The following is a 13175-nucleotide window of genomic DNA, read 5'->3' as shown; positions in this document are numbered from 1 at the left end:
AAACGATGAGGGCCGTTGCAGCGACGGCGGTCGCACCGATCCTCTGGGGCACGACGTACATCACGTCGACGACTCTCCTCCTCGCGGACCACCCGCTTCTCACCGCGACCGTGCGCGCGCTGCCCGCCGGCATCCTGCTCCTGCTCATCGGGCGGCGACTCCCCCACGGGTCGTGGTGGTGGAAGGCCGCGGTCCTCGGCGCGCTCAACATCGCCGGGTTCTTCGCCTTCCTGTTCATCGCCGCAGATCGATTGCCCGGTGGCGTTGCGGCGGTCGTCGGCGGGATCCAGCCCCTGCTGGTCGCCGTACTGGCCTCGCGCTTGCTCGCCGAGAAGCTGACGGGGCGGGTCGTCGCCGCGGGGGCCGCCGGGGTGACCGGCGTCGCGCTCATCGTCCTGCGGGCTGCGGGCGGCCTCGATGCGATCGGCGTCGCCGCCGCCCTGCTGGGTGCCGTGTCGATGGCGCTCGGCGTCGTATTGACGAAGGCGTGGTCGCACGATCACCCACCCCTCGTGGTCACCGCCTGGCAGCTCATCGCCGGCGGTCTCATCCTCGCCGCACTCGTCGCCGTCTTCGAGCCTCTCCCCGAGCAGCCGCCCACGCTCACCAACATCGCCGGTTACGCCTACCTCACGCTCATCGGTACCGCGCTCGCCTACGCCGTGTGGTTCCGCGGGGTCGCCGCACTGCCGGCACGGGTCCCTGCCTTCCTCGGGCTCCTGAGTCCGGTCGTCGCGCTCACGATCGGCGGTCTCATCTCGCGAGAGACCCTCACCCCGACGCAGGTCTGCGGCGTCGTGCTGGTGTTCGTCGCCGTCGCGGCCGTCCTCGCCGGAGAGGTGCCGCGTGGCTCCCGGCGCGCGCTGGTCTCAGCCGAGCGGTCTGGAATCGACCGCGGACGCATCGGGAACCGAGACGTCTGAGCCGAGCCACGTCGCATCGGCGAAGATGTCCCGGAGCGCTTCGATGAGCCGGGCGGTGTGGAAGCCGTCCGCCGCCGCGTGGTGGACCTGCACAGCGAGCGGAAGGAAGGTCCTCCCGTCGCGCTCGACGTAACGGCCGAGCGTGAAGATCGGGGCGAGGTGATCCCACGCGCCATCGATGTTCAGGGTGAAGCCGGTGAAGCTGGTCCACGGCAGGCTCGAGATGTCGAAGGTGTTCGCCGGCGGCGCTCCCTGCGGGAAGAGCTCGGTCGCGTGCGCAAGGTCGGCGATGACCTGAACGGCGGCATCGTGGAACGCCGCGAAGTCGTCGTCGTAGCCCACCCACACGCTCGCGAAGGTCTCGCGGTCCGGATCGAAGACCGTGAAGGCCGGGTGCACACGCGACCACACAGCCGGCGCGCCGGCCTCGTCGAGCGTCAGCCGGAACTCCTCGTACCGGTTCACGGTGGTCGCGATCGCCCACACCTGCGCGACGTACGTGCGGCGCCGGGCGGAACGGACGCGGCGGACGAAGTCGGTCACATCGATCTCGACGGTGATCGCGTACGTGCAGGGCACGCGGCGGCGATAGTGCTCGAAGTGCGAGCGGCGCGGCCAGGAGTCGAGGTCGATCGGCACGGCGGTGTCCATCGTTCCATCCTCCGTCACGGCACCGCCTCGAGGAACTCGTCGACGACGACCGCCCGCCGTAGTCTCACGGGTATGCACGACGACACCTGCAGCTTCTGTCGGAACATCGCCGAGGGCAGCTTCGACGTCGTGGCCCGCGGCGAGCGCGTTCTCGCAGTCCTCGACCGGCATCCGATCAATCGCGGGCACGTCCTGGTCATCCCGCTCCGGCACGCGCCCGACTTCGCGTCGCTGACGTCCGATGAGGTGACCGAACTCGCGCTCGTCGCGCAGGCCGCGGACCGCGCCATCCGGGACGTCCTCGCGACGACGACCGGAACGAACCTCGTGATGTCGAACGGAGAGGATGCCGACCAGGGCACCCTGCACGCGCACCTCCACGTCATCCCCCGCCAGCCGGACGACGGCTACGAGTTCCGCGAGGATGCCACCCGCTACCCGCTCGAGCCTCTGAGCGACGGGGAGCGCGACGCATTTCGATCGGCCATGGGATCACGCACCCCAGGCTGACCCTGTGATCATGACCTTGCCCGTGGGCGATACCGAGAAGCACATTGTCGTCTTCTCCTTCGACAAGTTCTGGGGTCGGCTGACCATCACCGTCGACGGGCAGAGCGTCGTCGACACCGTCCGCGGATTCTCCGCGAGCACGGTGAAGACGTGGGCGTTCGAGGTCGGTCGATAGGAACGGCACGCTGTGCGCGTCGAGAAGCATCGCGCGACCTTCTTCGCGGGGTTCCGTCCGCAGCCCGTTTACGCCTTGGTCGACGACACCCTCGTCGCTCAGGGCGTGGCCTGACCCGCCGGACTCCCGTCGCCCTCCGACAGGGCGATCAGTTCCGCGATGACGCGGGGGTCCGCGAGCACCCGGAAGTGCCCGCCGGAGTCCAACCGGACGTTCTTCGCGGCGCCCGGCAGCTCGCTCCCCTCGGGGATGTGAGGGTCGAACCGTCCGTAGACCGAGACGATGCGGCCGTTGACCTCGTGCTCCTCCGAGAGGGCGACGATCGTGGCGCTGCGGGGTGAGAAGATCCGCAGCGAGGGGAGGACCATGACGCGCCCGTAGCGGGAACCCCCGAAGGGCGTCGCGACCGCGAGCATGCTCGCGATCCGATCCTGTGCGGCGTCCACGACCATGGCGCGCTTCCCGACGAGACCCCCCTTGCTGTGCGCCAGCAGCACGCAACCACGCAGGTCGTTGTGCGCGATGTACTCGACGACACTCGCTGCCGCCTCGTCGACGGGACGCCGGTTGCGTCGCAGGACCGGCAGGACATGGACGGGATGCCCCCGGTCGTGCATCGCGGTGATGAGCGGAATCATGAACCGCCAGGTCTCGTACACGCCCGGCAGGATCAGCACGGGCGTCAGATTCCCCGTCGCGAACTCTCGCGGATCGGTGCGGCTGAGTGCGGCATTCACCTGCCATCGGAGCGCGTAGAGGTAATCGCGGGCCCACCAGGCGGCGTTGCGGAGGAGCCGGCTCATCGGGAGACCCGGGGAACCGGTGGCGTCCGCGCCGCTACGAAGGCGCGGATGGCGTCCGCGGCATCCTTCGACGATCTGTCCTGGACGACATGGAAACCCCTCGGGATCTCGGCGACGGCCGCATCCGGGGCAGCGGCAGCCAACCTGCGGCACCACGGTCCACCGGCCACGGGATCGCGCGCTCCTCGGAGGACGAGCAGGGGCTGCGAGAGGGACCGGACGCGCTCGTCCAACGGGTAGGCGAGCATGTGCCGCAGCTGCCGCGAGTACCAGGGGATGCCGCATCGGAGGTAGTCGGTGAGCACGAGCCAGTTCGCCCTGGGCGACTCGCCGAACATGTCCACCGCGAGCGCACGGGCCTGCGCGAAGGCCGTCCGGTGTCGGTCGTCGGCCACCGGTCCCATCGCGATCGTGTGAGTGATGAGGTCGGGACGTTGCAGCGCCACCTCGACGACCCATTGGCTCCCCATCGAATGACCGACGGCGGTGACGTCCTGCAGGCCGAGGCGGTCGAGCAGTCCCGCGATCAACTCGGCCATTCCTGGGACATCGAGGTCCTGCCCGGGCTTGGGTGTCCCTCCGAATCCGGGCAGATCGATGGAGACGACCGCGTCCTCACGCGCGAGTTCGGTGTGCATCCGACGCAGATAGCGATGCGACATCCCGATCCCGTGCACGAGGAGGAACGTGCGCGTCGCGGCGGCGGGCCCTGAGCGCACGACGCGGAAGACCCGTCCGTCGACCGCCACGTCGTCCGCGATCGCACCGTGGGGTTCTCTCACGCGTTCCCTCTCGCCTGCCCGGTCCGCCGGGACGCCTCACGCTAGCCGCCGCAGCGGCAGGGATGCCGGGGGTTGACCTACCGCAGGCGACGCGTCAGGTGGACGGTGACCGTATCGCCGATGTCCTTCCCGAGCTTCTTGCGGACCGCAGCATTCAGGGACACCATGTGACCGCCGGTGCCCGTCACCATCAATCCGACGTTCGGCATCTCGACGTCATCGACGCGCAGGTCGACCCTCACCGAGCGACCGGTGCCGAAGAACTCGGCCGATCCCGGCATCTCGACGCAGGCCCATGTCTCGCCCTTCGCCTCCACTCCGATCGGAGCGGTGAAAGTGTGGTCGAGGGCGACGGGTTCGAAGGGCATGGTGTCTCCTCGGCTCAGCGGGCGGGCGACCGCAGCTCGACGCCGACGAGCGTGAGTCCTGCCGCGATCGCGGCCGTCCCGATGGCCGCGATGATGAGCCCGCCCCCGAGAGGCGCGAGGATGCCGAAGGCCGCCATGGCGACACCGAGGATGAGCAGGAGCGCGATGTAGGCCTTGATCATGCCTTCAACCTAGCCTCGACCTATGACTGTCGTCCTCCTCCACGGCTGGCCCGGACTCCCCTCGGACTACGACCGTGTGGTGGCGGATCTGAGCGGGGAGCGGGTGATCGTTCCTGACCTCGCGGGCTTCGGTGCGGGGTTCACCCGCGCGACGACCGCGTTCGACGCGACAGCGGCGGCGCACGCCGGGCGCCTCCTCTCCCTCCTCGACGACGCCGGGGTCGCGGACGGCGTCGTCATCGCCGGGTACGACATCGGCAGCCGGATCGCCCAGGCCGCCCTCCGCGCCGACCCCGGCCGATTCGTCGGTGCTGTGCTGACGCCCGCTTATCCCGGGATCGGCGACCGGACGGCATCCCCCGCCTTGGCCTCGACCTTCTGGTACCAGCACTTCCACCGCGAACCCGTGGCCGCCGCGCTCATCGACGGCGACGAACGCGCCGTTCGGACCTACCTCACCTACATCTGGGAGACATGGCGGGCGGGGGCCGCCCCTCCCCCGCACCTCGACGAGATCGTCGCCGCGTACGCGCGGCCCGGCGCCTTCGCCGCGAGCCTGCAGTGGTACGCCGCGAATCGCGGATACGCCGCGGGCGAGAACCCGGTCACGGTCCCGACGACGATGCTGTGGGCCGACCGCGACCCCCTCTTCCCGGTGGAATGGGCGGACGAGCTTCCGAAGCATTTCTCGGACGTCCGTCTCGAGATCGTCACCGACTGCGGGCACTTCGTTCCGGTGGAACGACCGGATGCCGTCGCCCGCGCGGTCCGCTCCCACCTGCCCTGACCGGCTCGAGTCGATGTCGGAGGTCGGTGGCAGAGTGCAGGTATGACGGACGCAGAGGAAACGCCCGGTAGCGAGGATTATCTTGCCGCCATCGCGGGGATCGTTGCGGACGTCGAGGACGCGGGCCGTGTCATCGCTTCGGGGCAGATCGCGGAGTTGCGTACGCTCGCCGCGGCGGGTCGGTTGGCGGAGGCACAGAGCCCTCGCGCGGACGCGAACGTCCTCCTGCACGACATGGCGCTGCGGTCGATCGCCGCGGAGGTCGCCGGGGCGATGCGGATGACCGACCGGACCGTGCAACGACGCATCGGCGAAGCCCGAGTGACCATCGAAGGGTTCCCCGCCGCAGTTGACGCGTGGGCGGCGGGACGGATCGTCCGCGGACACGTCTCGGCGATCGTGGATACCGGGGTGAACCTGCCCGCAGAGATGTGGGCGGAGTTCGAGAAGGTCGCGATCGAACGCTGCGAAGGCCAAACGCCAAACCGGGTGCGAGGCGAGCTGGAGATCCTTGCGCACCGTATGCACCCGCGCTCGTTCGCGGAACGACACGAAGAGGCGGCCGCGGGGCGGTGTGTGCGGCTCGTGCCGGGGCGGGATGGGATGAGCGACTTGATCGCGACCCTCCCGACGGTGATCGCCGAGGGCATCCACGATCGGCTCACGCAGCAGGCGCGAGCGATCGTCGACACCCGCGGCGAGCGCTCGGCGATCTCAGATGCGATCGCGACCGATGCGCGCTCGACGGACCAGGTCCGAGCGGACGTGTTCGCCGACCTGCTCCTCGCGGGAACGCCGTCGTTGGATGACACGCGGGACACGACCGCCGGGCCGCTCGGCGCGATCCGCGCCCGCGTACAGGTGCTGGTCCCCGCGGCGACGTTGTCGGGTGGCGACGACGGGCCGTGCGATCTCATCGGCCGCTCGCCCATCGATCCCGCGACCACCCGCACGCTTGCTGGCGACACCGGAGTCTGGGAACGCCTGTTCCACGACCCCACTACCGGGGTCACCGTGTCGACGGATTCATACCGTGTGCCGTCCGGGATGCGCCGATTCCTGCAAGCGAGGGACCAGCATTGCCGGTTCCCCGGATGCCGGGTCGCCGCCATCCGCTGCGAGGTGGATCACACGCATGATCACGCTCTCGGCGGGCGGACAGAACTGTCCAACCTCGCGCATCTGTGCCAACGGCATCATTCGATGAAGCAATTCACGGCCTGGCGGGTCCGACAACTGTCGGGTGGAGTCCTCGAATGGACCTCACCCCTCGGCAGGACCTACAGAGAAGACGCACCCGTCCCGGCCGTCGCCTTCACTCCTGCCGAAACGCACCCCGGAGACCCGGCACCCTTCTGACTCGTCATGTTTCGGCGAGTCGCGCCTTCTCGGCTTCAACGTCGAAGTCAGCCGCCGGCCACCGCGGATCGATGCGCTCCAGCACGTCGATGAGGAGCGCCTGCACGGCGAGTCGTGCGTACCATTTCGCGTTGGCGGGGACGACGTACCACGGCGCCTGATCCGTCGAGGTCCGCTCGAAGAGCGTCTGGTACGCCTCCATGTACGCGGGCCAGAGCTCGCGCTCATCGACGTCGCCGGGGTTGTACTTCCAGTGCTTGTCGGGACGATCCAGCCGCTCCGCCAACCGTGACTTCTGCTCGGCGGCGGAGATGTGGAGCATCACCTTCACGATGTGCACCCCACGCCCGACCAGGCGCTCCTCGAAGTCGACGATCGCTCCGTAGCGACGCTCGATCTCGTCCGCCGGTGCGAGCTCACGGACCCGACCGATCAGAACGTCCTCGTAGTGCGAGCGATCGAAGACGCCGATGTACCCCGGCTCGGGGACCTCCTTCTCGACCCGCCACAAGAAGTCGTGCGTAAGTTCCTCCGGTGTCGGTTTCTTGAACGCCTTCAGGTGCACACCCTGCGGGTCGGTCGCACCGATCACGTGCCGAACGATGCCGCCCTTGCCCGCCGAGTCCATCGCCTGCAGCACGAGCAGGACCGCCGGGGACTCCGGCTGCGTCCGGCTCTGCGCATACAGCCGCTCCTGCAGTTGGTCGAACTGCCCGGCAGCCGCGGCGAGGTCGGCCTGGCCCGCTTTCTTGCCGCCGTCGTACCCGGGCGTCGCATCGGGATCGACGTCCGCCAGTCGGAACCCCGGACCGACGCGGAGGAGCGTCGTCGGCGAATCGGTCCAATGGCCGCTGGAGGAGTGGTGCGTCGCAGTCATGCGCCTCATCCTGCCGCGGGACGGCGCGTCACGCGATGGACTTGCGGACACCGCCGCTATCGCTCGAGCGGGACTTCGATGATCTGGCGTCCGCCGACCGGCGCCGTCAACGCCTGATCCAGTGCCCCCCGCGTCGTGACACGGCGGTACTCCCAGCCGTACGCGGTCGCGAGCTCTTCGATGCGCGCGGTCTGCGGCGTGTACTGGACCCGATCGAAGGCGTCCGTTCCTGCGACTCCCGCGACCTCGAGCCCGTCGAAGATGGTGCCGCCGCCGTCGTTGCCCACGATGACCTGGATGCGAGGTTCCTCCTCCGCGGACGGATGAAGGAGCGCTCCGACGTCGTGCAGGAAAGCGAGGTCGCCGAGCAGCACCCGCGTGAGGCCGGGAGTCGCGCCCCGCTGAGACGCCGCTGCGATGCCGAGGCCCGTCGCGACCGTCCCGTCGATTCCGGCGAGCCCGCGGTTCGCGTGGACGGGAACCTTCTTCCCGCCCAGGACCTCGTCGGCCACGCGGACGAGACGCGACGAGCCGAACATCAGCCGGTCGTGCGGCCACGTCGCTCGCCAGACGGCGTCGACGAGAGCCGCCCGGTCGAGGGGTGCGCGGATCGCGCCGAGCTCTGCCGAGATCGCCCCCAGGCGCTCGGCGGGAACCGCGGACGATAGAGCATCGGCATCCGGTGCGGCAGGGCTGAGATCGACGATCCGGTCGCGCGACGCTCGCATCCACGCCGCCAGCCACTCGCGATCGCCCTTCGTGGCGGTGACCGCGTCGACCGGGACCGTCGCACCGTTGAGGTTGAGGTTCTCCCCCGTGCCGCGCACCGCCAGGACCTCGATGTCGTCTCGACTGAGCAGGCGCGCCACCTCGCGGCTCAAGGTGGGGTGCCCGAAGACGACGACGCGTTCGATCCGCCCGCCGAGGTCGGGGTCGGAGAGCAGATGGCGGTACCCGTGCACGAGATGCCGCCCGAAGCGCGCGCCACTGACGATCTCTGCGATGAGCGGGAATCCGCCCTCGTGGGCGAGCTGTTCGGCATCCGCTCCGGCATCGGCACCCGCGACGACGACCGTCCGTGGACCGGCCTCGAGGACGACCGCCTCCGACCCGACGGGCTCGACCGCCGCGCCCACACCGCCGCCACCCTGGTAGTGCGCTCCCCATTCCGCCTCGGCGGCCTCGTCTGCGGCAGCAGGTTCGGATGCCGGGACGTCGCCCGGCGCTGACGGGAGCCACCCGGGCACTTCGCCGGCGAGCGGCTCGCGGGAGGGGACGTTGAGGTGCACGGGACCGGCGACGCGGGAACCCGCGCCGACCGCGGCATCCCATCCGTCGTCGGCGGCAGCCCGGAAGGCGGCGACCTCATCAGCGTCGAAGGAGTCGGCGACGCCCTCGGCCACCGGTAGATCGGATTCGAGGCGGACGAAGCCGGAGAACATACCGGGCTGACGGGTGGCCTGGTTCGCGCCGATGCCGCGCAGCTCCGGCGGACGGTCCGCCGTGAGGAGGAGGAGCGGCACGCCGGAGTGGTGTGCTTCAAGAACAGCGGGGAGGAGGTTCGCGACCGCCGTCCCCGACGTGCAGACGACGGCCGCCGGCATCCTGTCCTCGCGGCCGATACCGAGCGCCGTGAAGCCCGCGACGCGCTCGTCGATGCGGACGTGGAGGCGGACGAGACCGCGGGCCTCGAGCTCTGCCGCGACGAGGGCGAGTGCCTGCGACCGCGATCCGGGCGAGACGACGATGTGGCGAAGTCCCCGCTCGACGAGACGAGTGAGCAGCGCCGCTGCGGCGTCGGTCGCCGGTGCGCGTCCGGGTCCGGCAGTCGTCATGTCAGGAACGCGAACCGCGGGACTGCTCGTCCGTGTCGTCGTCGGACCGGGGATCGGCGAGCGGCGGCTCAGCAGGTCGATCGCGCGGGTCGGGAGACTCGGAGTCGAGCGCGGCCAGCTCCTCTTCGAGGCGACGGATGCGCTCGTCCTGGTCGCTCGAGGTGCTGATGCGACCGAGGAAGTCGGGATCGTCGTCAGGGGCTCGGAACGTCACGCGCTGCGACGACGCACGTGCGCGACCGATGACGAACCAGAGGACACCGCCGACGACGGGCAGCAAGATCACGATGAGCAGCCAGATCGGCTTGCTCACCCCGCGATGGCGGGTCGGCGGCTGAAGCGCGCAGTCGACGATGCTGTAGACCCAGAAAGCGGCGAACAGCAGCGCCAGAACGAGGTACACGCGCGCCATTCCTCCATCCTAGGCGCGCGGTCGCACCCCGAGGCGGCGCGGCTGCCGCTCAGCCTGGCCGCCGTAGAATGTGAGGATGCGTGCCCGGTCCGCCCTCGTCTACGCGCTGCTGCGGCTGCTCGCCTTCTTCGTCCCGTTCGGGGTCATGATGCTGTTCCCCGTGCTGCGGGAGCAGTACTGGCTCGCCGCGATCTTCGCCGCGTTGATCGGCCTCAGCCTGTCGATACTGTTCCTGCGCCGCCCGCTCGACGACGTGTCGATGGGTATCGCCGAACGCCGCGAGGCGCGCCGTCGCGACAACAGTGACGAGGCTGTCGAGGACGCGTTCCGCGATGAGGATGCCGCGGCTGACGACAGCCCCCGCTGATCATCAGACCGCGACGTACGCCCAGAGGATGAACCCGCTCCACGCGAGCGATGCGATCGAACTGAGCTGCAGCGCGACGATCAGCTCGCGCGGCGTCCGATACGTCCAGACGATGAGGGTGGCCGACAGCGTCACCAGCAGCACGAGCAGCGACAGCCACGCGACCGGGTAGACGACGCCGAGCACCGGCACCACGGCGAACGGCACGAGCATGAACAGCGTGTAGAGCACCTGCGATGCGCGCTTGCCGATGAGCACGGTCAGTGTGCGCTTGCCGGCGACACGATCCTGGGCGATGTCGCGCAGGTTGTTCGTGATCAAGACGCCGCAGGCCAGGGCGCCGACAGCGATCGACGGCAGCCAGGACTCCTGCGGCACGGAGCCCGCCTGCACGTAGGTCGTGCCGATCGTGGCGACGGGGCCGAAGAACACGAAGACGAACAGCTCCCCCAGGCCGAAGTAGCCATAAGGGCGTTTGCCGCCGGTGTAGAACCAGGCGGCGACGATGCAGACCGCGCCGACCGCCAGCATCCACCAGAACTGCGTGCGGATGACGACCGCGATCCCGACCAGGGCCGCGATCGCGAAGAAGATCAGGGCTGCGGTCAGCACGGCGCGAGGCGTGACCCGGCCCGACGCGGTCAGGCGCGTCGGACCGACGCGGTGGTCATCGGTGCCGCGGATGCCGTCGCTGTAGTCGTTCGCGAAGTTCACCGCGATCTGCAGCGAGACGGCCACGACCAGGCAGCACAGGGCGAGGACCCAGTGGAACCCGGCGCCGACGGCGATCGCCGCACCCGTTCCGACCAGGATCGGGCTGATCGCGAGCGGCAACGTCCGAAGGCGCGCCGCACCGATCCAGTCGCGGGCCGTCACCGGCGCGGGCTTGGGCGGCGCCGACGAGACGCGCGCCTTCGCCGGGTTGCCGCGCGGCGCGGTGCGCTTGGCGGCAGGCTTGCGGGAGGTCTTTCGGGATGCGGCCACGAGCAAGGATCCTATTCCCCGCGCGGCCCGGGCTCCCCGTCGTCTGCGAGCAACGAGCGGAGGAGCGCTCGGTCGGGCTTGCCGGTCGAGGTCATCGGCACCTCATCGAGCACGAGCAGCTCGCGGGGGCGCGCGGGCGCACCCGCGGCTTCGGCGACGACGCGGCGCAGGTCGTCGAGGAGATCGGGCTCGGCGTGGTTCCCGAGCGCTCGGCGCGAGAGGACGACGACGGATGCCTCGCCCCACCGCTCGTCGCGCGTCGGCACGACGACGGCGCCTTCGAGCCCCTCGATCGCACGAACGGTCTGCTCGACGCGATCGAGCGAGACGTTCACACCACCCGACACGATGACGTTGTCGCGGCGGCCCGAGATGCGCAGGACCCCGTCGTCGAACGACCCGGAATCGCCGGTCCGGTACCAGCGCGCACCGTCCACGCCGCGGACGAACGTCTCGGCCGTCCGTTCGGGATCGCCGAGGTACCCGTCGGCGAGCGTCGGGCCGCCGACCTGGACCTCGCCGTCCTCGACGCGAAGCCGCACCCCCTCCAGCGGGACGCCGTCATAGACGCACCCTCCGCTCGTCTCGGTCGACCCGTAGGTGCGGACGATGCGGGCGCCGAGAGCGGCGGCGCGCTCGGCGAGCGCGGGCGGCAGCGCCTGACCGCCGACGAGCACGGCGTCGAACGAGGCGAACGCGCGGGCGACCGCGGCATCCGTCTCCCCCGCCTCGACCAGGGTCTGCACCTGGGCGGGGACGAGGGACGTGTACGTCGGGACGCGGTGTCCGCCCTCGCTCGCCGCCATCGCGGAGGCGGCGGCGGTGAACGTCTGCGCCGTGAACGAGCCGGCCAGGATCGCCGGGTCGCGACCGGCCACGAGCGCCCGCACCATGACCTGCACGCCGGCGACGTAGGTCGCGGGGAGAGCGAGCAGCCACGAGCCGCTGCCGATACGGTCCGCCGTCGCGAGCGCCGACGAGGTCAGCGCCGACCGGCTGAGCGCGACGGACTTCGGGTACCCGGTCGATCCGCTCGTCGTGACGACGACGGCCGTCCCCGCGGGCACGTCGGCCGGAAGATCGGACGCCGCGCCGAGACCGACCGCGGGTCCCGCGCCGAGCACCGCGGCACGGAGCGCGCGGAGGACGTCACGCGGATCCGCGGAATCGAGGCGGCTCAGCTGCATGGTGCGGACTCAGTAGTGGTACGGGTACGGCGACCAGTCCGGATCGCGCTTCTCGAGGAAGGCGTCGCGTCCTTCGACGGCCTCGTCGGTGCCGTAAGCGAGACGGGTCGCCTCACCCGCGAACACCTGCTGGCCGACCATGCCGTCGTCGATCGCATTGAAGGCGAACTTCAGCATGCGGATCGCCGTCGGGGATTTGCCGAGGATCGTCCGCGCCATCGAGATCGCCTCGCGCTCGAGATCGGCGTGCGGGACGACGCGGTTCACGGCGCCCATCTCGTACGCGCGCTGCGCCGAGTACTCCTCGGCCAGGAAGAAGACCTCTCGCGCGACCTTCTGGCCGACCTGGCGAGCCATGTAGGCCGAGCCGTATCCGGCGTCGAACGAGCCGACGTCGGCATCGGTCTGCTTGAACCTGCCATGCTCGGCGCTCGCGATCGACAGGTCGCAGACGATGTGCAGCGAGTGCCCGCCGCCGGCCGCCCAGCCCGGGATGACAGCGATGACGACCTTGGGCATGAAGCGGATCAGGCGCTGCACCTCGAGGATGTGGAGCCGCCCCGCGCGGGCCGGATCGGGGGTCGTCGCGTCGTCGGCGGCGTACGTGTAGCCGTCGCGGCCACGGATGCGCTGGTCGCCGCCGGAGCAGAACGCCCAGCCGCCGTCCTTCGCGCTCGGGCCGTTGCCGGTGAGCAGCACGACGCCGATCCTCGGGTCCTGCCGGGCGATGTCGAGAGCGCGGTACAGCTCGTCGACGGTGTGCGGCCGGAAGGCGTTCCGCACCTCGGGACGGTCGAACGCGATGCGGGCGATCCGCCCGTCTGTCGAGACGTGCGCGGTGATGTCGGTGTAGCCCTGGGCGCCGGGCGCCTCGGTCCACTCCGACGGGTCGAAGAGCTCGGAGACGGTCACCCGGCCAGCCTACGCGCGAGGCCCGCGCGGGCTCCGATCGTGCGAAGCTTGTAGGGCGGCT

General features: G+C 70.3%; 17 protein-coding genes. 6 read left to right on the top strand and 11 right to left on the bottom strand.

From position 1 onward, the window contains the following. Nucleotides 1-5: 5 nt before the first annotated feature. Nucleotides 6-923, top strand: a complete 918-nt coding sequence (locus ACIQLK_RS05585) for an EamA family transporter (protein ID WP_400363306.1) — start codon at nucleotides 6-8, stop codon at nucleotides 921-923. Here the strand turns inward: ACIQLK_RS05585 and ACIQLK_RS05580 are convergent. Beyond that, entirely contained in the window at nucleotides 870-1574 is a 705-nt protein-coding gene (locus ACIQLK_RS05580; RefSeq protein WP_400363304.1) for a CatA-like O-acetyltransferase, read from the bottom strand. The two genes, ACIQLK_RS05585 and ACIQLK_RS05580, sit on opposite strands and share 54 nt — an antisense overlap. A gap of 72 nt (nucleotides 1575-1646) precedes the next feature. Here ACIQLK_RS05580 and ACIQLK_RS05575 point away from each other — a divergent pair, with 72 nt between their 5' ends. Both ACIQLK_RS05575 and ACIQLK_RS05570 read left to right on the top strand, forming a co-directional pair. Further along, on the top strand, nucleotides 1647-2084 hold the full coding sequence (locus ACIQLK_RS05575) for an HIT family protein (protein WP_400363302.1): 438 nt from the start codon (nucleotides 1647-1649) through the stop codon (nucleotides 2082-2084). Between the two features lie 10 nt (nucleotides 2085-2094). Beyond that, a complete protein-coding gene (locus tag ACIQLK_RS05570; RefSeq protein ID WP_400363300.1) occupies nucleotides 2095-2259 on the top strand; it encodes a hypothetical protein in 165 nt (54 codons plus the stop codon). 98 nt (nucleotides 2260-2357) lie between these two features. On the opposite strand, the gene ACIQLK_RS05565 is transcribed toward ACIQLK_RS05570, so the two are convergent. The 4 genes from ACIQLK_RS05565 to ACIQLK_RS05550 form a co-directional block, all read right to left on the bottom strand. After that, on the bottom strand, nucleotides 2358-3062 hold the full coding sequence (locus ACIQLK_RS05565) for an esterase/lipase family protein (protein WP_400363298.1): 705 nt from the start codon (nucleotides 3060-3062) through the stop codon (nucleotides 2358-2360). Continuing rightward, on the bottom strand, nucleotides 3059-3844 hold the full coding sequence (locus ACIQLK_RS05560) for an alpha/beta fold hydrolase (RefSeq protein WP_400363297.1): 786 nt from the start codon (nucleotides 3842-3844) through the stop codon (nucleotides 3059-3061). Before ACIQLK_RS05560 ends, ACIQLK_RS05565 begins: the two co-directional genes overlap by 4 nt. A 77-nt stretch (nucleotides 3845-3921) precedes the next feature. Further along, nucleotides 3922-4212, bottom strand: coding sequence for a DUF1905 domain-containing protein (locus ACIQLK_RS05555; RefSeq protein WP_400363295.1), 291 nt, complete (start codon nucleotides 4210-4212; stop codon nucleotides 3922-3924). A 14-nt stretch (nucleotides 4213-4226) separates the two neighbouring features. Further along, nucleotides 4227-4394: a hypothetical protein gene (locus ACIQLK_RS05550; protein ID WP_400363294.1), complete on the bottom strand. Its 168-nt coding sequence runs from the start codon at nucleotides 4392-4394 to the stop codon at nucleotides 4227-4229. A 22-nt stretch (nucleotides 4395-4416) separates the two neighbouring features. Between ACIQLK_RS05550 and ACIQLK_RS05545 the strand changes: the two genes are divergently transcribed. Both ACIQLK_RS05545 and ACIQLK_RS05540 read left to right on the top strand, forming a co-directional pair. Continuing rightward, a complete protein-coding gene (locus ACIQLK_RS05545; protein ID WP_400363293.1) occupies nucleotides 4417-5181 on the top strand; it encodes an alpha/beta fold hydrolase in 765 nt (254 codons plus the stop codon). Between the two features lie 42 nt (nucleotides 5182-5223). Beyond that, nucleotides 5224-6540, top strand: a complete 1317-nt coding sequence (locus ACIQLK_RS05540) for a DUF222 domain-containing protein (protein WP_400363292.1) — start codon at nucleotides 5224-5226, stop codon at nucleotides 6538-6540. A gap of 4 nt (nucleotides 6541-6544) precedes the next feature. Here ACIQLK_RS05540 and ACIQLK_RS05535 read toward each other — a convergent pair whose 3' ends face one another. From ACIQLK_RS05535 to ACIQLK_RS05525, 3 genes are read right to left on the bottom strand one after another with little or no spacing between them, the layout of a single operon-like run. Then, a complete protein-coding gene (locus ACIQLK_RS05535; protein WP_400363291.1) occupies nucleotides 6545-7417 on the bottom strand; it encodes a PPK2 family polyphosphate kinase in 873 nt (290 codons plus the stop codon). Nucleotides 7418-7473: 56 nt separating this feature from the next. Beyond that, entirely contained in the window at nucleotides 7474-9252 is a 1779-nt protein-coding gene (gene menD, locus ACIQLK_RS05530) for a 2-succinyl-5-enolpyruvyl-6-hydroxy-3-cyclohexene-1-carboxylic-acid synthase (protein ID WP_400363290.1), read from the bottom strand. Between the two features lies 1 nt (nucleotide 9253). After that, the gene (locus ACIQLK_RS05525) at nucleotides 9254-9664 is read right to left on the bottom strand and encodes a PLD nuclease N-terminal domain-containing protein (protein WP_400363289.1); all 411 of its coding nucleotides are present in this window, start codon (nucleotides 9662-9664) and stop codon (nucleotides 9254-9256) included. Between the two features lie 76 nt (nucleotides 9665-9740). Between ACIQLK_RS05525 and ACIQLK_RS05520 the strand changes: the two genes are divergently transcribed. Beyond that, the gene (locus ACIQLK_RS05520) at nucleotides 9741-10031 is read left to right on the top strand and encodes a DUF4229 domain-containing protein (RefSeq protein WP_400363288.1); all 291 of its coding nucleotides are present in this window, start codon (nucleotides 9741-9743) and stop codon (nucleotides 10029-10031) included. A gap of 3 nt (nucleotides 10032-10034) precedes the next feature. Here ACIQLK_RS05520 and ACIQLK_RS05515 read toward each other — a convergent pair whose 3' ends face one another. From ACIQLK_RS05515 to ACIQLK_RS05505, 3 genes are read right to left on the bottom strand one after another with little or no spacing between them, the layout of a single operon-like run. Further along, nucleotides 10035-11015 carry a 1,4-dihydroxy-2-naphthoate polyprenyltransferase gene (locus tag ACIQLK_RS05515; RefSeq protein WP_400363287.1) on the bottom strand — a complete coding sequence of 327 codons (981 nt, stop codon included), beginning with the start codon at nucleotides 11013-11015 and terminating at the stop codon, nucleotides 10035-10037. Between the two features lie 11 nt (nucleotides 11016-11026). Further along, nucleotides 11027-12202, bottom strand: coding sequence for an AMP-binding protein (locus tag ACIQLK_RS05510; protein WP_400363286.1), 1176 nt, complete (start codon nucleotides 12200-12202; stop codon nucleotides 11027-11029). A gap of 9 nt (nucleotides 12203-12211) precedes the next feature. Continuing rightward, on the bottom strand, nucleotides 12212-13114 hold the full coding sequence (locus tag ACIQLK_RS05505) for a 1,4-dihydroxy-2-naphthoyl-CoA synthase (protein WP_400363285.1): 903 nt from the start codon (nucleotides 13112-13114) through the stop codon (nucleotides 12212-12214). Nucleotides 13115-13175 lie beyond the last annotated feature (61 nt).

The sequence above is a fragment of the Microbacterium sp. NPDC091382 genome (assembly GCF_044757025.1).
In the GTDB taxonomy this organism is placed as follows: Bacteria; Actinomycetota; Actinomycetes; order Actinomycetales; family Microbacteriaceae; genus Microbacterium.
This window is presented reverse-complemented; position numbering and strand designations above follow the sequence as displayed.